This window comes from Amycolatopsis sp. NPDC114503 (assembly GCF_055633655.1).
Genome location: NZ_JBVKDT010000009.1, coordinates 233,764 through 255,278 on the forward strand (window position 1 = coordinate 233,764; position 21,515 = coordinate 255,278).

A 21,515-nucleotide genomic window follows, 5' to 3' on the forward strand; every position below is an offset into this window, starting at 1 on the left:
GCGCGGGACCCGGCCGCCGATTTTCTGGCACTGTGGATCTCATGCCTCCAGAAGAGACCACCGTGGTCAACGATTACGACCTGCTGGCGGACACCTACACCAGATGGTCGGACACCGAAATCCAGAACGCCTACTACGAGCGGCCCGCCGTGCTGGCGCTGGCCGGGGACGTGGCCGGACGGCGGATTCTCGACGCGGGCTGCGGCGCCGGACCGCTGACTGTCGCGCTGCGCGAACGCGGCGCGGAAGTATCCGGCTTCGACCTCAGCAGCGGCATGCTCGAGATCGCCCGCCAGCGGCTCGGCCCCGACGTGGACCTGCGCGTCGCCGACGTCGCCGAGCCGCTCCCCTACGCGGACAACGCGTTCGACGACGTCGTCGCCTCGCTCGTGCTGCACTACCTGGAAGACTGGGGCCCGGCGCTCGGCGAGTTCCACCGCATCCTCAAGCCCGGCGGACGGCTGATCGTGGTGGTCGACCATCCGTACGCGATCCACATGCTGCAACGCCAGGCCGGGCAGAAGACCGACTATTCGGCGACTTACGAGTGGACCGAGGACTGGGAGGTCGACGGCCGCACCACGCCGATGCGCTTCTGGAACCGGCCGCTGCACGCGATGACCGACGCGTTCACCGCGGCCGGGTTCCGGATCTCGGTGCTCAGCGAGCCGAAACCCGTGCCGGAGGCGGAAGAACTGTTCCCGGAGGACTACCGGATGCTGTGCGTCAGCCCGAGTTTTCTGTTCTTCGTGCTGCACGCGGAGTAGGGCGTCGTGTGCGCTGGCGCCGGTTCTAACCGGCGCCAGCACTCACGAGGTCCGGCGAGGACTTCCCGGCGCGGGCCCGAGTGCGCTGGGGTGTCGTGAGTGTTTATGCCGGTTCTCACCGGCATAAACACTCACGAGTCCTCAGTAGACAGTCGTCGTGACCCGAGTGCCCGCGGCCCGGACCCCGTTGGCCCACAACTGCTGCACCTTCGCCGACTCCTGCGCGTCCGGTTTCGCGTTGGTGCAGGACGTGCCCGGCCCGTGGCCCGACATCAGCTCCGTGCACGGACCCGAATAGTGGTCGGGCAGGCCGAGGTTGTGGCCGAGTTCGTGCGCGGCGATGCGGGTCGGGTCGTAGCCCTCGGCGACCTGGCTCGTGTCCAAATAGACGTCGCCGTTGCCGTGCCCGTCGGTCTGCGTGTACGAACCTCCGCTGTTCACCTCGTGGATCTTCACCGTCGCCTTGCCCTCGTCCTTCACCAGCTGCACGTCGCTGACCGCGGCGTTCCAGTTGGCCGCGCCCTGGTCGATCTGCGCGACGTAGTCCGGCGCGCCCGCCGAGCTGTAGTAGACGGTGGTCGCCGCGGCGGCGGACGCGGCGGGTGCGGTCGCCAGGCCGAAGCCCAGCGGAGCGGCGGTCGCCATGGCCAGTGCGGCGATCCGCCGGAACCCTCGTGCGTGCATCGTGTCCTCCGTACGTCATCGGGAAAGCAAGCAACCCTTGTCCGCTCGACGACGTTAGAAGTTCACCACCGGGGCGACTACGTCCGAAAGTAGGACGCTCCCCCGCGAGAGGGAGGCCCGTCCCGCCCCGGCTGGATCCGCGCGCGCCGCCGCGCTGGTGTGCTCGTCGGCATGCAAACGCTGCTGCTCGGCCTGCTGGCCTACGTCGTCGTGCTGTGGCCGCTCGTCGCCGCGGCCCGCAAAGTGCTCGGGGTCCGCGTCGGTCTCGTCCGGGCGCTCGGCGCGGCGCTGGCGGGCTGGCTCGTCGCGGGCACCGTCATCCGGACGTTCCCGCTCGTCGTGCTGACCACCCCCGGGGTCGCGGTCGGACTGCTGATCCCGCTCGCCGGCAGCGCGCTCGCGGTGACGCTGTTAGTCCTTTTTGTCGCCGAACTCGCGATTCCGTCCGGCGGGCCGGGATTGCTCGCCAGGATGCGGTCGTTGCGGTCCCGCGCGGCCCGCGCCCGGCGTTACTCGCGGATCATGCGCATCGCGATCCGGCACGGTCTCGGCTCGTTCCTCACCGGCCGCCGCACCGCGGGCCCCGACGGCTCGGCGAAGCTCGCCCGGTCGCTACGGCTGGCGCTGGAAGAGGCGGGCGTGACGTTCGTGAAGCTCGGCCAGTTGCTCTCGACTCGCGCGGATCTCCTGCCGCCGGTGTACATCCGCGAGCTCAGCCGGCTGCACGATCAGGTTCCGCCCGCGCCCGAAGACGAGGTTCGCGCCTTGCTGCGGGAGGAAATCGACCTCACCGCCTTCGCCCACATCGACGACGAACCCCTTGCCGCAGCGTCGATCGCGCAGGTTTACGGCGCTCGGCTGCGGTCCGGCGCCGAGGTCGTCGTGAAGGTGCAGCGGCCCGGGATCCGCGAACAGGTGGAACGCGACATCGACATCGTCCGCCGCCTCGCCACCGTCCTGTACGAACGAGCTGCCTGGGCACGGTCGCTCGGCGTGCTGGACCTGGCTGACGGATTCGCCGAGTCCCTCGAGGACGAACTCGACTTCCGCACCGAAGCCTCGAATATCGACGCCATCGCCGCACATCCGGTCGCCGGCGTCACGTTGCCGACCGTCCACAAAGCACTGTCCACAGAGCGCGTTCTGGTGATGCGACGGCTAGAGGGCAAACCGCTCGCCACAGGTTCCGCACACTCCCGCGAAGAACTCGCCCGCACTTTCCTGCGCGGCCTGCTCGACCAGGTGCTGCTCGGCGGGGTGTTCCACGCGGATCCGCACCCTGGCAACGTTTTGCTGCTCGAAGACGGCACGCTCGGCTTGCTCGACTTCGGCTCCGTCGGCCGCCTCGACGCACGTCTGCGCGCCGGTCTGCAAGCCCTGCTGCCCGCCATCGACCGAGGCGACCCGGCCGGCGTCCGCGACGGACTGCTGGAGATCGTCGACCGCCCGGACGATCTCGACGAACAACGCCTGGAACGCGCGCTGGGAGCCCTGCTCGCCCGGCACTTCGGCCCCGGCCGCAGCCCCGGTCTCGACCTGTTCACCGGCCTGTTCCGCGTCATCGCCGACTTCCGCCTCGCCGTCCCGCCGCCGATCGCCGCGGTGTTCCGGGCGTTGGCGACAATGGAAGGCACGCTCGCGACGCTGGCCCCGGACTTCGACCTGGTCGCCGAATCCCGCGCGTTCGCCACCGAGCGCATCGGCCTGCGCCCGGAAACCCTGCACCGCACCGTCACCGACGAATTCACCGCCTTGCTGCCGGTGCTCCGCCGCCTGCCCCGGCGCGTCGACCGGATCGGCGCGGCATTGGAAGAAGGCCGGCTGTCGGTGAACATGCGGCTGTTCTCCGACGAACGCGACCGCGACCTGGTGACCGGCCTGGTGCACGAGGTGCTGCTGGCGCTGGTCGGCATCGCGACCGGGCTGATGGCCGTGCTGCTGCTGTCCAGTTCGAGCGGCCCGCAGCTGGTGCCAGGGCTGACGCTGAACCACGTGTTCGGCTACAACCTGCTGATGATCAGCGCACTGGCGGGGCTGCGGCTGCTTTTCGTCGTCTTCCGGCGCTCCGGACGACGGTCACGAGCAGACCGGCGAACCCGATGAGGAACACGGCCGCCCCGATCCCGGCGGTGATCCGGCCGGTGACCGGCCCGGAATCCGGCGCTGTCGTACCGGGCAAACCGGCGTCGGCGAACGCGGTGGTCGCCGGGAACTGCTTGACCCACAACAGATTCCCGGTCGCCGAGACGACTCCGTACACCTGGGACAGCGGCACCGCTCCGGCACCGGGATTGTTGGCGCGCCACCGGGAATCATCCGCGGTATCCCGCTGGTCCCCCGCCACGAACACCGTGCCCTGCGGCACTTTCGCGTAAAAGGTCGTCTGCTCGCCGACCGCGTAAGGCTCGTCGATCGACTTGCCGTTCACCTTGATCCGACGGTCGTAGTCGCAGCACTCGACCTCGTCGCCGCCGACCGCGATCACGCGTTGCAGGAACATCCCGCGCCGTCCGTCGTTGAACGCGCCCGCGTTGAACACGACGACGTCGCCGCGGTGGATCTCCTGCCCCTCGCGCAGCCCGAAGACCACCCGGTCGCCCTGAGCCATGGTGTGCGCCATCGACCCGCCGGTCACGGTCACCGACCGGTAGCTGAACACCTTGAGGAGCCCGGTCGCCGCCACGGCCGAGCCCGCGATCACGACCACGATGAAGACCGCGAGCAGCCAGGGAAACCGGCGCGGCGCACGCGCGGCAGGAGGTGGAGCAGCTGGGAAGCTTTCCGTCACGAAGCGATCATCGGATCAATCCGGACAGTCGTTACCCCGCCGGAAGCCACCCCGCTCCAGCGGCCGCCCGGCGTCGTTTCCGGCTCCGGCGCACTCCCGTCGCCACCGCGCCCTGGAACCCGATCAGGAACACCCCCGCCCCTGCTCCTGCCCACACTCGCCCGAGGAACGGCCCGTCGTCCACCTCGGGCGCGCCCGGCAACCCGGCGGCGGTGAACGCCGTCGTCGGAGGCAGCGTACGCGCCCACCACCGGTTCGGCCCGGTGGCCACGACCACCCCGCACACCTCGGACAGCGGGATCGAGCCGTCCAGTCCGCTGGCTTCCACGTTCCGGGAGTCCCAGCCGAGATCGCGCCGGTCACCGGCCACGAAGACCGCGCCCTTCGGCACGAGCGCGCGGAACCGGGGTCCGTCACCGCTCGCGTAGGACTCGTCGACGGATTTCTCGTTCACCACGATCCGGTGCTTCTCGTCGCAACAGCGCACGTCGTCGCCGCCCACGCCGATCACCCGGCCCAGCACGGTGAACGCCCGGTCGCCCTGATGCGAGGGCATGCGAGCCAGCACCACGTCGCCGCGGTGGTAGACCTGCCCGTCCCGCTTGCCGATCATGATCGCCGTCCCGGCTGGCACAGCGGGCGCCATCACGTTCGTCGGCACTTTCACCCAGCGATAGCTCACCACCGTCATCAGCCCGTACCCGCATCCGGCAACCCCGGCCAGCGCGAGCACGACGCACAGCGCCAGCGCGGGCGAAAACCGGCGAGGGGCGCGGGAAACCGGCGGCGGGGCCGGAAAACCGTCGATCACCTCGCGAGGATCGGCGACAACCGAGAATCCGTTACGCGGCCCGGCATCGTCCGGGCGGATTGTGCCGCTCTGTCCATAATGGACAGCCGAGATCATCCGCCGCCGTATAGGTCGTTATACGATACTTACTGCCTGATGATCGAGTTGAGCGGTCGTCCGCCGTCGCCGTAAACGGGCATCAGTCCGGGGCTCACCGTGAACGCGACCGTCCCGGCCAGCGCCACCACCACCGTCAGCCCGCCCAGCAGCGAGCCTTTGCGGGCCAGGTCGCCGCCGTAGCGCCGCCCTCCCCCGAGCATCCCCAGCACCATCGCGAGCACTCCGGCCAGCAGCGCCGCGAACCACAGCGCGCCGAGCACCAGGATGAACACCTCGGCCACGATCGGATACACCCCGGTCATCAGCATCCGGGGCCGGACCAGCAGCCAGGCCAGCCAGGTCAGCACCGCGAGCGCGAAACTCACCGCGGCCACGGACACCGCTCCCACGGCCAGGCCGCGGCTGGGTCTTTCCTCGGAGGCGGTCACGGATTCGGAGTCAGGTTCGGTCATCGATCAGTCATAGCACCCAACCCCGACAGAATCCGGCGTTCCGCCTGGCAGCGCCCGAACGCACCAGCCCCGGATACGCCGAAGGCCGCCCCCGGCGAACCGGGAGCGGCCTTCGAAAACGCACGCCTCAGACAGTGAAACCGAGCGCCCGCAACTGCTCGCGGCCGTCGTCGGTGATCTTCTCCGGGCCCCATGGCGGCATCCAGACCCAGTTGATCCGGAAGTCGTCCACGAGACCGCCGGACGTCAGCGCCGCCGACGTCTGGTCCTCGATCACGTCGGTCAGCGGGCAGGCCGCGGACGTGAGCGTCATGTCGATCGTCGCGGTGTTGTCGGTCTCGACCCGGATGTCGTAGACCAGGCCGAGGTCCACGACGTTGATGCCGAGTTCGGGGTCGACGACGTCGCGCATCGCCTCCTCGACGTCCTCGATCTTCGCGATGTCGGCGGGGACGGCGGCGGTCTGCTCGGGCAGGTCCGCGGCGGTGCGCCCCTCGCGCGGGTCGGTGGCCGTCTCTTCGCTCATGCCTTCTCAGCTCCTGTGGTGGTGCTGGACACCGCGTCCTTGAACGCCATCCAGCCGAGCAGGGCGCACTTCACGCGCGCCGGGTACTTCGCGACGCCGGCGAACGCGACGCCGTCCTCCAGTACGTCCTCGTCCGGTTCGACCTTGCCCTTGCCCTGCATCAGTTCCACGAACGCGTCCATGGTCGTGAACGCCTCGTCGACCGTGTGCCCGACGACCAGGTCGGTCAGCACCGACGCGGACGCCTGGCTGATCGAGCAGCCCTGCCCGTCGTAGGACACGTCCTCGACTTTGCCGTCGCTGACCTTCACCCGCAAGGTGATCTCGTCGCCGCAGGTCGGGTTGACCTGGAACGACTCCGCGTCGAATGGATCGCGCAGGCCGCGCCCGTGCGGGTTCTTGTAGTGGTCCAGGATGATCTCCTGGTACATGCTCTCCAGGTTCACTTCTCGGCCCCGTCCTGGGCCACCCCGAAGAACTTCTGCGCCTCGCGGATCCCGGCGACCAGAGCGTCCACTTCGGACAGCGTGTTGTACAGGTAGAAGCTCGCCCGCACGGTCGCGGGCACCGAGCAGGCCCGGTGCAGCGGCCACGCGCAGTGGTGTCCCACCCGCACCGCGATGCCGAGGCTGTCGAGCACCTGGCCGGCGTCGTGCGGGTGCACGCCGTCGATCACGAACGCGACAGTCGCGCCGCGGTCCTTCAGGTCGGTCGGCCCGACGATGCGCACGCCCGGAATCGCGCTGATGCCCGCGATCGCGGCCGCGGCCAGCTCGTGCTCGTGCGCCGCGACGCGGTCCATCCCGATGGCGGACAGGTAGTCCACCGCCGCGCCGAGGCCGATCGCCTGCGACGTCATCGGCACCCCGGCCTCGAACCGCTGCGGCGGCGCGGCGAACGTGGTGCGCTCCATGGTGACCAGCTCGATCATCGAGCCGCCGGTCAGGAACGGCGGCATCGCTTCGAGCAGTTCGGTCCGGCCGTACAGCACGCCGATCCCGGACGGGGCCAGCATCTTGTGCCCGGAGAACACCGCGAAGTCGACGCCGAGCGCGTGGAAGTCCACCGGGAAGTGCGGAACGGACTGGCAAGCGTCGAGGACGGTCAGCGCGCCGACCTCTTTCGCTTTGGCCACCAGCTTGTCGACCGGGTTGACCGTGCCGAGCACGTTGGACTGGTGCGCGAACGCGACCACCTTGGTGCGCGGCGTGATCAGACTGTCCATATCGGACAGATCAAGACGGCCTTCGGCGGTGACCTTGAACCACTTCAGCGTCGCCCCGGTGCGCTGGCACAACTGCTGCCACGGCACCAGGTTCGCGTGGTGCTCCATCTCGGTGATGACGATTTCGTCGCCTTCGCCGATCCGGAAACGCTCAGCCTCCGGACCGGCGGTGGCGGCGTTGCTCATCGCGTACGCCACGAGGTTGATGCCCTCGGTCGCGTTCTTGGCGAACACCAGCTCTTCCGGGTCCGCGCCGACGAATTCCGCGGTCTTCGCGCGCGCGGATTCGTAGGCGTCGGTGGCCTCTTCGGACAGCTGGTGGGCACCGCGGTGCACGGCCGAGTTCGACGTGAACACGTACCGCCGTTCCGCGTCGAGCACCTGCACCGGCCGTTGCGAGGTCGCTCCGGAGTCCAGGTACACCAAGGGTTTCCCGTCGCGCACGGTGCGCGTCAGGATCGGGAAGTCGGCACGCAGTGCCGCCACGTCAAGGGGAACAGAGTTGGTCGGGCTGTTCGAAGCCGTGGTGGTCATCGAGCCAACTCCTCTCTCTCGGTGTCGTCGGGAACGGGGCGCGGGAAAACGTCAGGCCTTGGCGGGCTCGGGAGAGCCGACGTACTTGACGTAGCCGTTCTCCTCCAGCTCGTCGGCCAGTTCGCGGCCGCCGGACTCGACGATGCGGCCGTCGGCGAAGACGTGCACGAAGTCCGGGGTGATGTGCCGCAGGATGCGGGTGTAGTGCGTGATCAGCATGACGCCGACCTCGTTGCCCGACTTGTACTCGTTGACGCCCTCGGACACGACGCGCAACGCGTCGACGTCCAGGCCGGAGTCGGTCTCGTCGAGGATCGCGAACTTCGGCTTGAGCAGCGCCAGCTGCAGGATCTCGTGGCGCTTCTTCTCGCCGCCGGAGAAGCCCTCGTTCACCGAGCGCTCGGCGAATTCCTGGGAGATGCCGAGCTTGCCCATCTCCTCTTTGACCTCCTTGACCCAGTGGCGCAGCTTGGGAGCCTCGCCCCGGACCGCGGTGGCCGCGGTGCGCAGGAAGTTCGACATCGAGACGCCGGGCACCTCGACCGGGTATTGCATGGCGAGGAAGAGGCCGGCGCGGGCGCGCTCGTCAACGCTCATCTCGAGCACGTTCTCGCCGTCCAGCAGCACCTCGCCGGAGGTCACCGTGTACTTCGGGTGGCCGGCGATCGCGTAGGACAGGGTGGACTTGCCGGAGCCGTTCGGGCCCATGATCGCGTGCGTCTCGCCGGACCGGATGGTCAGGTTGACGCCCTTGAGGATCTCCTTGGCGCCTTCGTCGGTGTTCACCGAGGCGTGCAGGTCCTTGATTTCCAGGGTAGCCATTCTTCGTTTCCTAAAGTCTGCGGTGGAGGGCGTCAGGCGCCGACGGCTTCGAGTTCGGCCTCGATCGCGGCTTCGAGGCGCTCGCGCACCTCGGGGACGTCGATCTTCACCAGGATCTCGTGGAAGAACCCGCGCACGACCAAGCGGCGGGCGGCTTCTTCGGCGATTCCGCGCGACTGCAGGTAGAACAACTGCTCGTCGTCGAACCTTCCCGTCGCGCTCGCGTGGCCGGCGCCTTCGATCTCGCCGGTCTCGATTTCCAGGTTCGGCACCGAGTCCGCGCGCGCCCCGGGCGTGAGCACCAGGTTGCGGTTGAACTCGTAGGTGTCGGTGGCTTCGGCCGCGGCCCGGATCAGCACGTCGCCGATCCACACCGCGTGCGCGCCCTCGCCCTGCAGCGCGCCCTTGTAACCGACCCGCGACTTGCAGTTGGGCACCGCGTGGTCGACGAAGAGCCGGTGCTCCTGGTGCTGGCCGCCGTCGGCGAAGTAGACGCCGAGCATGTCGACGTCGCCGCCCTTGTCGGCGAAGGTCGCGGTCGGCGAGATGCGGACCAGGTCGCCGCCGAGGGTGATCACGGTGTGCCGCAGCGCGGCGTCGCGGCCCAGCTTGAGGTGCTGCTCGGAGACGTGCACCGCGTCGTCGGCCCAGTCCTGGACGCTGACCACGGTGACCTTGGCGCCGTCGCCGATGACGAACTCGACGTTGTCGGCGTAGGTGCCGGACCCGACGTGGTCGAGCACGATCACGGCTTCGGCGAACGCCTCGGCGCGGACCTGCAGGTGCCCGTAGGCGACCTTGTCCTCGCCCGGACCGTGGATGCGCAGCACCGACGGCGTCGACGCCTTCGTCTCCTTGGGCACCGTCACGACGGTGGCCTTGGCGAAGGACGAGTAGGCCTGCGCGGCGATCCGGTCGCTCGGCACGCCCGCCTGGCCCAGCCGCGAGTCGTCGCGGCCGACGGTCTCGATCTTCAGCTCGGGCGCGGCCTCGGTCTCCAGCGTGATCTCGCCGGAGGCGACGGCGGAACCGTCGTGCAGGCCGCGCAGGCGCTTCATCGGAGTGAAGCGCCAGTTTTCCTCACGACCGCCCGGGACCTCGAAGGCCTCGACGTCGTAAGAGGTGAACCGCTCCGCGCGGGAGGCCGCCGGAATGACGGCCCCCTCGCGAAGCGACTCGGAAACGTTGTTCTCTGCCACGGACATTTAGCCGACGGACCCTTCCATCTGCAGCTCGATCAAGCGGTTCAGCTCGAGCGCGTACTCCATCGGCAGCTCGCGCGCGATGGGCTCGACGAACCCGCGCACGATCATCGCCATCGCCTCGGCCTCGTCGAGGCCGCGCGACATCAGGTAGAACAGCTGCTCTTCGCTGACCTTGGACACGGTGGCCTCGTGGCCCATGGACACCTCGTCGTTGCGGATGTCCACGTACGGGTACGTGTCCGACCGCGAGATGGTGTCCACCAGCAGGGCGTCGCAGACCACGCTGGAGCGCGAGTGGTGCGCCCGCTTCGCGACCTTGACCAGGCCGCGGTAGGAGGTCCGGCCGCCGCCGCGCGCGACCGACTTCGACACGATGGTCGAGGACGTGTGCGGCGCGAGGTGCTCCATCTTGGCCCCGGCGTCCTGGTGCTGGCCCTCGCCCGCGAACGCGACCGAGAGGACCTCGCCCTTGGCGTGCTCGCCCATGAGGAAGACCGACGGGTACTTCATGGTCACCTTGGAGCCGATGTTGCCGTCGACCCACTCCATGGTCGCGCCCTCTTCGCACTTGGCGCGCTTGGTGACCAGGTTGTAGACGTTGTTCGACCAGTTCTGGATCGTCGTGTAGCGGCAGCGGCCGCCCTTCTTCACGATGATCTCGACGACCGCGGAGTGCAGCGAGTCCGACTGGTAGATCGGGGCGGTGCAGCCCTCGACGTAGTGGACGTAGGCGTCCTCGTCGACGATGATCAGCGTCCGCTCGAACTGGCCCATGTTCTCGGTGTTGATCCGGAAGTAGGCCTGCAGCGGGATCTCGACGTGCACGCCCTTCGGCACGTAGATGAACGAGCCGCCGGACCACACCGCGGTGTTCAGCGCGGAGAACTTGTTGTCGCCCGCCGGGATCACGGAGCCGAAGTACTCCTGGAAGATCTCCGGGTGCTCCTTGAGCGCGGAGTCGGTGTCCAGGAAGAGAACGCCCTGCTCCTCCAGGTCCTCGCGGATCTGGTGGTAGACGACCTCGGACTCGTACTGCGCGGCGACGCCCGCCACGAGGCGCTGCTTCTCCGCCTCGGGGATGCCCAGCTTGTCGTAGGTGTTCTTGATGTCCTCGGGCAGGTCTTCCCAGCTGGCCGCCTGCTTCTCGGTGGACCGCACGAAGTACTTGATGTTGTCGAAGTCGATCCCCGAGAGGTCGGCGCCCCAGTTCGGCATCGGCTTGAGGTCGAACAGCTTGAGCGCCTTCAATCGGGCGTCGCGCATCCACTCGGGCTCGGACTTCTTGCCGGAGATGTCGCGGACGACATCCTCGCTCAGGCCGCGGCGGGCGCTGGCGCCAGCCTCGTCGGAGTCCGCCCAGCCGAAGGCGTAGTTGCCAAGGGACGCGATGGTCTCTTCCTGGCTCAACGGCTCGGTGGTGGGAGTGCGCTGCTCGGCAGCGGCAGTCATGCGGGTTTCCCTCCATTCGGGATCCGTGGTGCGTGCCCTTCGGGCGGCGGGGCCGCTTCTCCGGGCGTCGTCGTGCGGTCCGGCTCGGGATGGGCCGGGATACCCGCCGGTCCGGCGGGTACGTGTGTGGTGCACGCGTTGTCTCCGCGCGCGATGGTCGCCAGCCGCTGGACGTGGGTGCCCAGCAGCTTCGCGAACGCTTCCGTTTCGGCCTCGCACAGCTGCGGGAATTCCGCGGCGACGTGCGCGACCGGGCAGTGGTGCTGGCACAGCTGCGCGCCGGCGTTCGCGGTCGGGGCTCCCGCGCCGATCTGGCGGGTCGAGGCAGCGTAGCCTTCCCTGCTCAGCGCGGTGGCGAGGGCCTCGGCGCGCTCGACCGGATCAGCCGATCCGGTGATCGCCTGGCGGTGCGGCCCGACGAGCCCTTCGACCCGGCGCTCGGCGAACGCGCGCACCGCGTCCGGGCCGGCGTGCTCGGCGAGGAAGCGGATGGCCGAGGAGGCGAGGTCGTCGTAGGCGTGCCCGAACCGGGCGCGGCCCGCTTCGGTGAGCAGGAACAGCTTGGCCGGGCGGCCGCGTCCGCGCGGGCCCTTGCGAGGGGCGTCGCGGGTCTCGGCCTCGCCGTCGGCCTGCAGCGCGTCGAGGTGGCGGCGGATCGCCGTCGGGCTGATGCCGAGCTGCTCGGCGACCACCGCGGCGGTCATCGGGCCCTGCTCCAGCAGCAGCCGGGCGACCTCGTGCCGGGTGCGGCCCTCGGCCACGTTCACCGCGCTGACCTGCACGGGAACGCCGACGGCCGCGGTGCGCGGCTGCTCGCCGCGCCCCTCGCCGGTGGTCCCGTTCTTTTTCACAACACAAGTGTGTCTTATTTCCGGCCAGCGGGCAAAGGCGGGGTGTCGGGCAGTGACCCGACTCACGCGCGGCCGGACTCGCCGCCGCAGGACCGGCCTCCAGTCCGTGAGGGCCGCCCTGAGGGAATCTGATTCCCTCAGGGCGGCCCTCACGGACGACAGGCACCGCCGCGCCAAACCCGGCGAGAGCCGCACCGACCCGACGGGAGCGACCGGTGCGGCACCGCGGACCGAACGGCTCGAAACTCCGCTCGAACCGGACTCGATACGCTTCCGGGCGTGGCAGTCGGCGAACACCCGGACCAGCGGGCACCGGAACCGGACTTATCCGGCAAACCGGGCGGTGCTGACGGCGCCGTGGCCGCTCCGCCGGTTCCCGAGGCCGCGCCGTCCCCGGTCGGCCCGCGCCGCACCGATCCGCTGAACGCCGCCGAGACCCGCGGCCTCGACGCGGTCCGCCGCTTCGGCACGGTCGGCTCGCTGTTCCTCGCGCTCGGCTCGCTCGGGGCCGGGGCCGCGCCGGTGATCAACCCGGTGCAGGACCTGCCGGTGCTGCGCCTGTTCATCCGGATCCCGACGGTCTCGCTCGCGATCGCCTTCTCCGGGATGGGCATCCTGGTGCTGAGCTGGCTCCTGCTCGCCCGGTTCGCCCGTCCGGCGAGCGCCCGGCTGGCGACCAGCGGCCAGCTGGCCCGCACCGTCGCGATGTGGGTCGCGCCGCTCCTGCTGATCCCCCCGCTGTTCTCCCGCGACGTCTACAGCTATCTCGCGCAGAGCGAGATCGTGCACCGCGGCATGGACCCCTACCAGCTGGGCCCGGCCCAGGCGCTCGGCGTCGCCGACCCGCTCACCGCGGGCGTCACCAACATCTGGCGCGAGACCCCCGCCCCGTACGGCCCGCTGCTGCTGCGGCTGGGCGGCTGGCTGGCTCCGGTCGGCGGCAACAACATCGTCGTCGGCGTGCTGCTGCAGCGCGGCCTCGCGATGGTCGGCGTGCTGCTGATCGTGTGGGCGGTGCCGCGGCTGGCCCGGCGGTTCGGCGTGCAGCCGGCCACCGCGCTGTGGCTCGGCGCGGCGAACCCGTTGCTGATCTTCCATTTCGTCGCGGGCGCGCACAACGATTCGCTGGCCATCGGGCTCATGGTGGCCGGGCTGGAGATCGGCATCCGGCGGCTGCCGGTGCGGGTGAAAGGCGACAGCCCGCCGCCCTTGGCGAAGGGCGAACTCCTCTTCATCGCGCTCGGCGTCGTCATCATCACCATCGGCGCCACGGTGAAAATCCCGGCTGTGCTGGCGTTGCCGTTCCTTTCGGTGATGGTCGCGCGCAGATGGCACGGACGGCTGAAGGACCTGGTGTGGGCGGGCGCCCCGATGGCGCTGCTGTTCGGCGTGGTGCTCACCGGCATCTGCGTCGGCACCGGACTGGGCTTCGGCTGGATCGGCGCGACGGCGAGCACCCCGGGGCTGGTGCGGTCGTTCATCTCCCCCACCGCGGAGATCGCGAACCTCAGCGGCGTCCTCGGCATCGCGCTCGGGCTCGGCAACCACACCGACGCGCTGGTGCCGATCCTCGGCACGCTCGGCAACGTGATCACCGCGGCCGTCACGGTCAAATTCCTGTGGGCCAGCTTCAAATGGCGCTACCGGCCGATCATCGGGCTCGGCGTCTCGCTGGGCGCGGCGATGATCCTGCAGATCAACCTGCAGCCGTGGTACCTGCTGTGGGCGGTGATCCCGCTCGCCGCGGCGGCCGGGACGTCGCGGTTCCGGGTGGTCGCCACGGTCATCAGCGCCGGGCTGCCGTTCCTGCTTCCGCCCACCGGCGGCACCTTCGACGGCCGCTCGTACATCCTGCCGTGGGCCTACGGCGCGGCCGCTCTGGTGACCCTCGGCGGGCTCGCGATCGTGTACCGGGTTTCGCCGCTGCTGTTGTCCAGGACACCTCCGGCGTCCCCAGCACCGCGCGCGCCCGCCGACGTCGTATCGTGATTCGTTGTGGACAACCCCGCCGTCGAGATCTCCGGCTTGGCGAAAAGCTACGGCTCCACCACCGCGGTCGACGGCATCGACCTGCGCATGGAGCGTGGTTCCCTGCTGGCCCTGCTCGGGCCGAACGGCGCCGGAAAAACGACCACTGTCGAGATTTGCGAGGGTTTCCGCAGACCTGACGCGGGCCGGGTGCGCGTGCTCGGCCTCGACCCCGTCGCGGACAGCTCACGGCTCCGCCCGCGCGTCGGCATCATGCCGCAAGGCGGCGGCGCGTACCCGGGCGTGCGCGCGGAGGAAATGCTGCGGCTAGTGGCTTCCTGCGCGGCGAACCCGCACGATCCGGCGTGGCTGCTCGACGTGCTCGGGCTGGCCGGCGCCAAGCGGACGCCGTTCAAACGGCTCTCCGGCGGGCAGCAGCAGCGGCTTTCCCTGGCGTGCGCGCTCGTCGGCCGACCGGAGCTGGTGTTCCTGGACGAGCCCACCGCGGGCATGGACCCGCAGGCGCGGCGGCTGGTGTGGGACCTGCTCGCGGCGCTGCGCGCGGACGGCGTGAGCGTCCTGCTCACCACGCACCTCATGGAGGAAGCGGAAACGCTGGCCGACCAGGTGGTGATCGTGGACCACGGCAAGGTCGTCGTCGAAGGCACGCCGCATTCGCTGACGCTGGAGGCGGGCGAGGCGGCGCAGCTGCGGTTCCGCGCCCGCACGAAGCTCGACACGACTTTGCTCGCGGCCGCGCTGCCGGAGGGGTACCGGGTCAGCGAAACCGCACCCGGTTCGTACCTGGTGGAGGGCGCGGTCGACCCGCAGGTGGTCTCCGCCGTCACCGCGTGGTGCGCGCAACAGGGCGTCTTGCCCGAACAACTGCAAGTCGGACGGCGGACGCTCGAAGAAGTGTTCCTCGAACTCACCGGACGGGAGCTGCGCGCATGAGTTCTCCGTTCCCCGCAGGCACTTTCGCCCCCGCGCCCGGCCGCGGCTCGCTCGGCAAGATGCTGCGCACGCACGCGCGCGTCGAGGCCGCGCTGACCCTGCGGCACGGCGAGCAGCTGCTGCTCACCCTGATCATCCCGCTCGCGCTGCTGATCGGCCTGAGCTCGCTGGACATCCTGCCCGCGAGCCAGCTCGGCTCAGCGTCCAAAGTGGACTGGATGACGCCGAGGATCCTCGCGCTGGCCGTCATGTCGTCGGCCTTCACCGGACAGGCGATCGCCCTCGGCTTCGACCGCCGGTACGGCGTGCTGAAGCGCCTTTCGGCGACGGCGCTGCCGCGCTGGCTGCTCGTGGCCGGACGGGTCGTGGCCGCGCTGGTCGTGGTGGCGCTGCAGTCCGTGGTGCTCGGCGTGGTGGCGGCTTTCCTGGGCTGGTCGCCGTCGGCCGCCGGGATCGGCTCCGCGGTCGTGCTGCTGGTGCTGGGGACGCTGGCTTTCGGCGCGCTGGGCGTACTGCTCGGCGGCGCGTTGCGCGCGGAAGCCGTGCTGGCGCTGGCGAACATCGTGTGGTTCGTGCTGCTGCTGGCGGGCGGGATTCTGCTGGCGCCGTCGGCGTTGCCGTCCGGGGTCGGCGCGGTGGTGTCGCTGCTGCCGTCGGGTGCGCTGGCGGAAGGCATGCGCGCGGCGCTGGTGGACGGCCAGTTCCCGCTCGGCCCGGCGGCGGTGCTGCTGGTGTGGGCCGCGGCGGCCGGAGTCCTGGCGACACGGACTACGAAACTCACCTGAATCCCACATCCGGTTTCCGTGCGGAATTCGACCTCCGAATGTGACGGCCGCCGCACCCGATTCCTTGCGCGCGCTGGCAAATCCGCGCCGGACAATACCGCCGCGTGAAGGCGGGAAAACGCGCGCGAGTATTCTTTCCGCGTGTCCCTTCGCAGTTTGATCGCCCGCCTGCCGTATCCGTCCGCCGCGGTCCAGCGCGCGGTCGGGATCGCCGCGGTGGTCGCGCAGGCAGGAATCGGCGTCACCGGTTCCGTGGTGCGGGTGACCGGGTCCGGGCTGGGATGCCCGACCTGGCCGCAGTGCGTCGCGGGCAGCCTGGTCCCGGTGCGGCACTCCGGCATCGACGCGGTGACGCAGTGGATCGAGTTCTCGAACCGGATGCTGACCGGCGTCGTCATCGTGGTGGCGGCGCTCGCGGTGCTCACCGCGTGGCGGATCCAGATCGACCACCCGGAACGCAAGCGGCTGGTGAAGCTCGCCTGGACGATGCCCGGCGGCGTCGTGCTGCAGGCGGTCCTCGGCGGGCTGACCGTGCTGGCGAAACTGGAATGGTGGACGGTCGCGATCCACTTCCTGGCGTCCACGCCGCTGGTGTGGCTGGCGGTGCTGCTGCTGAAGGCGTTCCGCGAAGGAGACGAACCCGCGCGCCCGCTGGTCCCGAAGCTGGGACGGCAGATGCTGGTGCTGCTGACGGTGCTGATGTGGGCGGTCCTGATCGCCGGCACGACGGTCACCGGAGCGGGCCCGCACGGCGGCGACGTCAACACGCATCGCCTGGACGCCCCGATCGAGCAGCTGGCTCGGGTGCACAGCGCATTGCTCATCGCTTATCTCGTGGTGCTGGGGGTCTTCGGGCTCACGCTGATGCGCGTCGGTGCGCCGAAGAGCGTGTGGCAGCGGTATGCGTGGGTGTGGATTGTCGCGCTGCTGCAAGGCGTTCTGGGGACCGTGCAGTACGCGCTGGGCGTGCCTGAGGCGATGGTGTCGTTCCACGTGCTCGGCTCGGCGCTCGTGATCGTGGTGACGGCCGTGCTGTGGACGGGGACGCGCGACCGCGGGCCGGTCACTTCGCTGGAGCCCGCGCCGAAGCGGGAACTCGCCACCGCGAACTGACGCTCCCCGCGCTCGGCAGCGCTCCCCGGCCAACTCGTCACCGCGAACTGACGGTCATCCGGGCGTAACTGCGCGTCGGCCCGGCGGACAGGTCGGCGGCTTACCGTCATCGCCGTCCGGCTTTCCGAAAGCCCCGAAAAGCCCGAGGTGCCGCCATGCCGACCGCCCCTGCCCGCCCCGGCAAACCCCTTCTGTCCGGCCGCCGCGGGACCGCCGAGATGATCGTGCTCAAGACGTTCCTGCTCGTGCCGTTCGCCGCGCTGGTCGCCGCCGTGCCGCTGCTGTGGGGGTGGGGCATCGGCTGGACCGACCTGATCCTCGCGACCGTCTTCTACGTGCTCGCGACGCTCGGCGTGACCGTCGGGTACCACCGCTACTTCACCCACGGCGCTTTCAAAGCGAGCCGCCCGCTGCGGATCGCGCTCGCCATCGCGGGGAGCATGGCCGTGCAGGGTTCGGTGATTTTCTGGGTCGCGAGCCACCGCCGCCACCACGCGTTTTCCGACCGCGAGGGCGATCCGCATTCCCCGTGGCTGTTCGGCACCTCGCCCGCCGCGCTGCTGCGCGGGTTCTGGCACGCGCACATGGGCTGGATGTTCCAGCGCGAGGTCACCAACGCCGACCGCTTCGCCCCCGACCTCGTCAGCGACCGCGACCTGCGGCTGGTGAACCGGTTCTTCTGGCTGTGGATCACCCTCAGCCTCGCCCTGCCCGCCGCGCTCGGCTGGGCGTTCAGCGGCACCTGGCAGGGCGCGCTGACGGCGTTCTTCTGGGCCGGCCTGGTGCGGATCGCGTTCCTGCACCACGTGACCTGGTCGGTGAACTCGGTGTGCCACCTGATCGGCGACCGCCCGTTCGCGAGCCGCGACCGCGCGGCGAACTTCTGGCCGCTGGCCCTGCTGTCCATGGGCGAGTCGTGGCACAACTCCCACCACGCCGACCCGACCTGCGCCCGGCACGGCGTGCTGCGCGGGCAGGTGGATGTCTCGGCCCGGGTGATCTGGGCGTTCGAGCGGTTCGGATGGGCGAGCGACGTCCGGTGGCCCCGGGCGGAACGGCTCGCCGCCAAACGCCGCGCGAGCTAGGCCAGCTAAGCCAGTTTCTGCCACACCAGCCGACGTCAACCGCAGCGGCGCACCCGCAACCAAGCTCAGCTCCAGCTCCAGCGGACGCCAATCACCGCCGCGAACTGGTCCCCACGCAACGAACCACCTCGGCCGAGCAACTCACATCCGCTGCCCCCGGGCGGAACGGCTCGCCGCCAAACGCGTGCAGCAGCCCGGCTGAAGCGTTGGCGGGCCCCAGCTAGGCCAGCTGCTGCCGCACCGCGGACGCGAACCGCAACGGAGCACCCGCGTCCGCGTGCCGGAAGCCCAGCGACGGCTCGGTCAACTCCAGCTCCAGCACCAGCGGACGACCGTCGTCCCCGCGGACCAGGTCCACCCGCGCGTACAGGAGCTCCGCCCGCAAAATCCCCAGCAGCCCGCACGCAGCGTCCAGCGCGTCCTCGGCGACCGCACGCACCTCCGGCGCCGGGACAGCAGCCGCGAGCCGCTCCTCCCGGTACAGCCCGGAAGAGTCCACTTCGGACTCCAGCGTCACGAATTTCGTGAAGGCGTGCGAATAAACGCCGCCGAAGTACGTCACCGCGATCTCGCCCTGAGTGTCCACACTGGACTGATACGGCTGCACGAGAGCCGTGCGCCCGTCGTCGTGCAACGCGCGCAGATGCTGCTCCGCGTCCGCGCCGAAGGACGAGAACCGGGCGGCGTCGCGGCCTCCCGCGCCCACCGAAGGCTTCACCACGAACGGTTTCTTCGGCCAGCGCGGCTTCTCCCCCGGCGGCACGATCTCGACCGGCACTGTCGGCACGCCCGCGTCGAGCAGTTCGCCCAAGTAAGTCTTGTCGGTGTTCCAGCGCACGACCGTGGCCGAATTGCTCAACCCGGGCACATCCTCGCACCAGCTGAGGAATTCCTCCCGGCGCTCCGGGTAATCCCAGGCGGCGCGCAACACCACGATGTCCGCCGAAGCGAAGTCGGCACCCGAATCCCAGGCCGCCCAGCTCACGGTGAACCCGAGGTCCGCGAGCGCGGGCAGCACCGCGGCCTCGTCGCCGTCGCCTTCGGGCAGTGCGGCGCAGCCGACGAAAATCGCCGAGCGGGTCACCGGCCCGCTCGCGGCCCGGCCATCTTGCGGCGGTGCGCGGCGCCGATCTTGACCGTCTTCACGGTTTCGCTGTCCCACTCCGCGGCCTCGAGGTCGTCGACCTGCTCGACCAGCGCGTTCCCGGTCTCGACCCCGGCGACCAGCACGTCGCCCATCGCCCCGTCCGGGCCCACGAGCACGACCCGCGCGCCGGCCAGGCCGATGTTCTCGACCACGGCGCGCGACGGTTTGCCGTGCTTCGCCACGAAGTCGCGGGCGGACGCCAGCTGGCGGGCAGTCGGCGCGGTCGGCGTGTTTTCGGTCTCCTCAGCCACGTCCGGAGCTTAACCCGAGACCCCCGCCCCCGCGGCCCGACCGTGTTCTCGGCCATAGTGGATGCCAGACGCGCCCATTACGAGGAGGAACCATGCCGACCGCAGTGCAGGTGGCCCGGACCGGCGGCCCGGAAGTGCTGGAACTGGCCGAGATCGAGCCCGGTCCGCCCGGCGCGGGCGAACTCCTGGTCGACCTCGCCGCGTCCGGCGTCAACTACATCGACACCTACCAGCGCCAGGGCATCTACCCGATCGACCTGCCGTTCGTCCTCGGTTCCGAGGGTGCCGGGACGGTCGTGGAGACCGGCGAGGGCGTCACCGAATTCGCCCCCGGCGACCGGGTGACCTGGCAGGGCGTGCTCGGCAGCTACGCCCAGCGCGCGGTGGTCCCGGCCAGCGCCACGGTGAAGGTGCCGGACGGCGTGTCCGACGAGATCGCCGCGGCCACGATGCTGCAGGGCATGACGGCGCACTACCTGGTGCGCTCGACCTACGAAGTGCAAGCGGGCGACGACATTCTCGTCCACGCCGCGGCCGGCGGCGTCGGTTTGCTGCTGGTACAGCTGGCGAAGGCGCGCGGCGCGCGAGTTCTGTGCACCGTCTCCACCGACGAAAAGGCTGAGCTGGCCCGCGGAGCCGGCGCGGACCACGTGATCCGCTACGACCGCGAGGACTTCGCCGCCGCGACCCGCGAGCTGACCAACGGCGAAGGCGTCGCCGTGGTCTACGACGGCGTCGGCAAGAGCACCGTCGACGGCAGTCTCGCCAGCCTCAAGATCCGCGGCACGCTCGCGCTGTTCGGCGCGGCCAGCGGCCCGGTGCCGCCGATCGACCCGCAGCGGCTCAACTCCGGCGGCTCGCTCTTCCTGACCCGGCCGACGCTCGGCCACTACCTGCGCACCCGCGAGGAACTCGACTGGCGCGCCGGCGAACTGTTCGCCGCCGTGGCCGACGGTTCGCTCAACGTCCGCATCGGCGGCCGCTACCCGCTCGCCGACGCCCGCAAGGCCCACGAGGACCTGCAGGGACGCCGGACGACCGGGAAGCTGCTGCTGATTCCGTAACTCGGCCCCGCCCGCAGCGGGGCGGCAGCAGCCCCGGCACTCACGCCGCCCCGCCCGGGATCACCGTCGGTGATCGATGTCCAGACGCGTGGACAAACGCTGCTCAGGCCAGGTCGCCGGGCGAGGACCGCAAGGTCCGCACAGCATGAGGTAGTGAAAGACGAACTTCAAGTTCGCGGTCCCGTTGTTCTTCACCTTGAAGACACAGGACCCGTAGAGGTCGTAGGGAGTGTTGTCGGATTTGTTTCCCTGCACCGTCGAATGCCAAAAATAGTCGACCGGGATATTGCTGTGGGCATCGTGGTACGGGAGCTGCATATGACCGGCAGTGCAGTTCATCGAGCTCACCGCGATAGCCTGGACGGCGGGCGAGATCCGGAAAGACCACGCCATCGGAACTTCCCTCCCGGGAAATGTCACCGCCTGGCCGGTGAACCGCCCGTTCGCGTCCGTCGCGTCGAACGTCGTGTTGTCCTGGGTGAAGGTGTGGTAATGGTCCGCACTCGCCGTCCCGGCCGCCAGCGCCAGCGCAGCCAGGACGACGGCACCGACGGCAACCGCCTCAGCGGCTTTCTTCCGGCCCATTCCCGCGCTCCTTCGCCGACATGATCCACGAGGCCCGCAGGCGAAAATCGTCCTGCTCGGCGTGCTCGACGATCAATCGGACTTCATCGCCCACGTAAAGCTGGCGAAATCCGCTGTCGAGCACGCCCCGGCTCGCCGGATCGACAACCGAGTAGTGCACCCAAATCGGATCGCTGAAACTGTCGGATTCGACAACTCCCCATCCGTTGTCCGCGTCCCATTGGCTGACTCGGCCCACGTAGACCAGACCATCCGAATACGCCATTTCGCGACCTCGCTCCTCAACGACGGTATGCACTGACGGCAACGTGGTCAACACTTTCCGTGAGGAACACCCGAAAGCGGACTCG

At 69.8% G+C, this 21,515-nt stretch carries 23 protein-coding genes; 8 read left to right on the forward strand and 15 right to left on the reverse strand.

Annotated elements, in window-relative coordinates; all coding sequences use genetic code 11:
* Nucleotides 1–41 precede the first annotated feature (41 nt).
* Nucleotides 42–767, forward strand: coding sequence for a class I SAM-dependent methyltransferase (locus ACZ7OI_RS34425; RefSeq protein WP_470268264.1), 726 nt, complete (start codon nt 42–44; stop codon nt 765–767).
* Nucleotides 768–908: 141 nt separating this feature from the next.
* Here the strand turns inward: ACZ7OI_RS34425 and ACZ7OI_RS34430 are convergent, their stop codons facing one another.
* The gene (locus ACZ7OI_RS34430) at nt 909–1,451 is read right to left on the reverse strand and encodes a snapalysin family zinc-dependent metalloprotease (RefSeq protein ID WP_470268265.1); all 543 of its coding nucleotides are present in this window, start codon (nt 1,449–1,451) and stop codon (nt 909–911) included.
* 171 nt (nt 1,452–1,622) lie between these two features.
* Between ACZ7OI_RS34430 and ACZ7OI_RS34435 the strand changes: the two genes are divergently transcribed.
* The gene (locus tag ACZ7OI_RS34435; protein WP_470268266.1) at nt 1,623–3,554 is read left to right on the forward strand and encodes an ABC1 kinase family protein; all 1,932 of its coding nucleotides are present in this window, start codon (nt 1,623–1,625) and stop codon (nt 3,552–3,554) included.
* Here the strand turns inward: ACZ7OI_RS34435 and lepB (ACZ7OI_RS34440) are convergent.
* The 10 genes from lepB (ACZ7OI_RS34440) to ACZ7OI_RS34485 form a co-directional block, all read right to left on the reverse strand.
* Nucleotides 3,469–4,239 (reverse strand): signal peptidase I, encoded by a 771-nt coding sequence (lepB, locus tag ACZ7OI_RS34440; protein ID WP_470268267.1) that lies wholly within the window; start codon nt 4,237–4,239, stop codon nt 3,469–3,471. The two genes, ACZ7OI_RS34435 and lepB (ACZ7OI_RS34440), sit on opposite strands and share 86 nt — an antisense overlap.
* Nucleotides 4,240–4,270: 31 nt before the next feature.
* Nucleotides 4,271–5,146 (reverse strand): signal peptidase I, encoded by an 876-nt coding sequence (gene lepB / locus ACZ7OI_RS34445; RefSeq protein WP_470268268.1) that lies wholly within the window; start codon nt 5,144–5,146, stop codon nt 4,271–4,273.
* Between the two features lie 29 nt (nt 5,147–5,175).
* The gene (locus ACZ7OI_RS34450) at nt 5,176–5,601 is read right to left on the reverse strand and encodes a hypothetical protein (RefSeq protein ID WP_470268269.1); all 426 of its coding nucleotides are present in this window, start codon (nt 5,599–5,601) and stop codon (nt 5,176–5,178) included.
* A gap of 127 nt (nt 5,602–5,728) precedes the next feature.
* Nucleotides 5,729–6,127, reverse strand: a complete 399-nt coding sequence (locus ACZ7OI_RS34455) for a metal-sulfur cluster assembly factor (protein ID WP_378403637.1) — start codon at nt 6,125–6,127, stop codon at nt 5,729–5,731.
* A complete protein-coding gene (gene sufU, locus ACZ7OI_RS34460) occupies nt 6,124–6,573 on the reverse strand; it encodes a Fe-S cluster assembly sulfur transfer protein SufU (RefSeq protein WP_037814681.1) in 450 nt (149 codons plus the stop codon). Before sufU ends, ACZ7OI_RS34455 begins: the two co-directional genes overlap by 4 nt.
* A complete protein-coding gene (locus ACZ7OI_RS34465) occupies nt 6,570–7,886 on the reverse strand; it encodes a cysteine desulfurase (RefSeq protein WP_470268270.1) in 1,317 nt (438 codons plus the stop codon). The genes sufU and ACZ7OI_RS34465 overlap by 4 nt, the downstream gene beginning before the upstream one ends.
* Before the next feature lie 51 nt (nt 7,887–7,937).
* Nucleotides 7,938–8,708: a Fe-S cluster assembly ATPase SufC gene (sufC, locus tag ACZ7OI_RS34470; RefSeq protein ID WP_470268271.1), complete on the reverse strand. Its 771-nt coding sequence runs from the start codon at nt 8,706–8,708 to the stop codon at nt 7,938–7,940.
* Nucleotides 8,709–8,740: 32 nt separating this feature from the next.
* Complete coding sequence (gene sufD, locus ACZ7OI_RS34475; protein WP_470268272.1) at nt 8,741–9,913, reverse strand: Fe-S cluster assembly protein SufD; 1,173 nt, start codon at nt 9,911–9,913, stop codon at nt 8,741–8,743.
* Entirely contained in the window at nt 9,914–11,362 is a 1,449-nt protein-coding gene (gene sufB / locus ACZ7OI_RS34480) for a Fe-S cluster assembly protein SufB (protein ID WP_470268273.1), read from the reverse strand.
* Complete coding sequence (locus ACZ7OI_RS34485; protein WP_470268274.1) at nt 11,359–12,213, reverse strand: helix-turn-helix transcriptional regulator; 855 nt, start codon at nt 12,211–12,213, stop codon at nt 11,359–11,361. Before ACZ7OI_RS34485 ends, sufB begins: the two co-directional genes overlap by 4 nt.
* Before the next feature lie 357 nt (nt 12,214–12,570).
* Here ACZ7OI_RS34485 and mptB point away from each other — a divergent pair, with 357 nt between their 5' ends.
* The 5 genes from mptB to ACZ7OI_RS34510 all read left to right on the forward strand — a co-directional run bounded on the left by mptB (nt 12,571) and on the right by ACZ7OI_RS34510 (nt 18,118).
* The gene (gene mptB / locus ACZ7OI_RS34490) at nt 12,571–14,202 is read left to right on the forward strand and encodes a polyprenol phosphomannose-dependent alpha 1,6 mannosyltransferase MptB (protein ID WP_470268371.1); all 1,632 of its coding nucleotides are present in this window, start codon (nt 12,571–12,573) and stop codon (nt 14,200–14,202) included.
* 6 nt (nt 14,203–14,208) lie between these two features.
* The gene (locus ACZ7OI_RS34495; protein WP_009075909.1) at nt 14,209–15,135 is read left to right on the forward strand and encodes an ABC transporter ATP-binding protein; all 927 of its coding nucleotides are present in this window, start codon (nt 14,209–14,211) and stop codon (nt 15,133–15,135) included.
* Nucleotides 15,132–15,920 carry an ABC transporter permease gene (locus ACZ7OI_RS34500; RefSeq protein ID WP_470268275.1) on the forward strand — a complete coding sequence of 263 codons (789 nt, stop codon included), beginning with the start codon at nt 15,132–15,134 and terminating at the stop codon, nt 15,918–15,920. Before ACZ7OI_RS34495 ends, ACZ7OI_RS34500 begins: the two co-directional genes overlap by 4 nt.
* A 141-nt stretch (nt 15,921–16,061) precedes the next feature.
* A complete protein-coding gene (locus tag ACZ7OI_RS34505) occupies nt 16,062–17,033 on the forward strand; it encodes a COX15/CtaA family protein (RefSeq protein ID WP_470268276.1) in 972 nt (323 codons plus the stop codon).
* Nucleotides 17,034–17,188: 155 nt separating this feature from the next.
* Nucleotides 17,189–18,118 (forward strand): acyl-CoA desaturase, encoded by a 930-nt coding sequence (locus ACZ7OI_RS34510; protein WP_470268277.1) that lies wholly within the window; start codon nt 17,189–17,191, stop codon nt 18,116–18,118.
* 220 nt (nt 18,119–18,338) lie between these two features.
* Here ACZ7OI_RS34510 and ACZ7OI_RS34515 read toward each other — a convergent pair whose 3' ends face one another.
* Together ACZ7OI_RS34515 and ACZ7OI_RS34520 are read right to left on the reverse strand one after the other, a co-directional pair.
* Nucleotides 18,339–19,202 (reverse strand): ATP-grasp domain-containing protein, encoded by an 864-nt coding sequence (locus ACZ7OI_RS34515; protein WP_470268278.1) that lies wholly within the window; start codon nt 19,200–19,202, stop codon nt 18,339–18,341.
* Nucleotides 19,199–19,516, reverse strand: coding sequence for a hypothetical protein (locus tag ACZ7OI_RS34520; RefSeq protein ID WP_009075903.1), 318 nt, complete (start codon nt 19,514–19,516; stop codon nt 19,199–19,201). The genes ACZ7OI_RS34515 and ACZ7OI_RS34520 overlap by 4 nt, the downstream gene beginning before the upstream one ends.
* A gap of 92 nt (nt 19,517–19,608) precedes the next feature.
* Here ACZ7OI_RS34520 and ACZ7OI_RS34525 point away from each other — a divergent pair, with 92 nt between their 5' ends.
* On the forward strand, nt 19,609–20,580 hold the full coding sequence (locus ACZ7OI_RS34525) for a quinone oxidoreductase family protein (RefSeq protein WP_470268279.1): 972 nt from the start codon (nt 19,609–19,611) through the stop codon (nt 20,578–20,580).
* Between the two features lie 60 nt (nt 20,581–20,640).
* On the opposite strand, the gene ACZ7OI_RS34530 is transcribed toward ACZ7OI_RS34525, so the two are convergent.
* Together ACZ7OI_RS34530 and ACZ7OI_RS34535 are read right to left on the reverse strand one after the other, a co-directional pair.
* Entirely contained in the window at nt 20,641–21,165 is a 525-nt protein-coding gene (locus tag ACZ7OI_RS34530) for a hypothetical protein (protein ID WP_470268281.1), read from the reverse strand.
* Entirely contained in the window at nt 21,143–21,430 is a 288-nt protein-coding gene (locus tag ACZ7OI_RS34535; protein ID WP_470268282.1) for a cold-shock protein, read from the reverse strand. The genes ACZ7OI_RS34530 and ACZ7OI_RS34535 overlap by 23 nt, the downstream gene beginning before the upstream one ends.
* Nucleotides 21,431–21,515: the final 85 nt, after the last annotated feature.

Coding starts and splice junctions, on each gene's coding strand:
- ACZ7OI_RS34425 (WP_470268264.1), top strand. CDS start 42: ATGCCTCCAGAAGAGACCACCGTGGTCAACGATTACGACCTGCTGGCG.
- ACZ7OI_RS34430 (WP_470268265.1), bottom strand. CDS start 1,451: ATGCACGCACGAGGGTTCCGGCGGATCGCCGCACTGGCCATGGCGACC.
- ACZ7OI_RS34435 (WP_470268266.1), top strand. CDS start 1,623: ATGCAAACGCTGCTGCTCGGCCTGCTGGCCTACGTCGTCGTGCTGTGG.
- lepB (WP_470268268.1), bottom strand. CDS start 5,146: ATGATCTCGGCTGTCCATTATGGACAGAGCGGCACAATCCGCCCGGAC.
- ACZ7OI_RS34450 (WP_470268269.1), bottom strand. CDS start 5,601: ATGACCGAACCTGACTCCGAATCCGTGACCGCCTCCGAGGAAAGACCC.
- ACZ7OI_RS34455 (WP_378403637.1), bottom strand. CDS start 6,127: ATGAGCGAAGAGACGGCCACCGACCCGCGCGAGGGGCGCACCGCCGCG.
- ACZ7OI_RS34465 (WP_470268270.1), bottom strand. CDS start 7,886: ATGACCACCACGGCTTCGAACAGCCCGACCAACTCTGTTCCCCTTGAC.
- sufC (WP_470268271.1), bottom strand. CDS start 8,708: ATGGCTACCCTGGAAATCAAGGACCTGCACGCCTCGGTGAACACCGAC.
- sufD (WP_470268272.1), bottom strand. CDS start 9,913: ATGTCCGTGGCAGAGAACAACGTTTCCGAGTCGCTTCGCGAGGGGGCC.
- sufB (WP_470268273.1), bottom strand. CDS start 11,362: ATGACTGCCGCTGCCGAGCAGCGCACTCCCACCACCGAGCCGTTGAGC.
- ACZ7OI_RS34500 (WP_470268275.1), top strand. CDS start 15,132: ATGAGTTCTCCGTTCCCCGCAGGCACTTTCGCCCCCGCGCCCGGCCGC.
- ACZ7OI_RS34510 (WP_470268277.1), top strand. CDS start 17,189: ATGCCGACCGCCCCTGCCCGCCCCGGCAAACCCCTTCTGTCCGGCCGC.
- ACZ7OI_RS34525 (WP_470268279.1), top strand. CDS start 19,609: ATGCCGACCGCAGTGCAGGTGGCCCGGACCGGCGGCCCGGAAGTGCTG.
- ACZ7OI_RS34530 (WP_470268281.1), bottom strand. CDS start 21,165: ATGGGCCGGAAGAAAGCCGCTGAGGCGGTTGCCGTCGGTGCCGTCGTC.
- ACZ7OI_RS34535 (WP_470268282.1), bottom strand. CDS start 21,430: ATGGCGTATTCGGATGGTCTGGTCTACGTGGGCCGAGTCAGCCAATGG.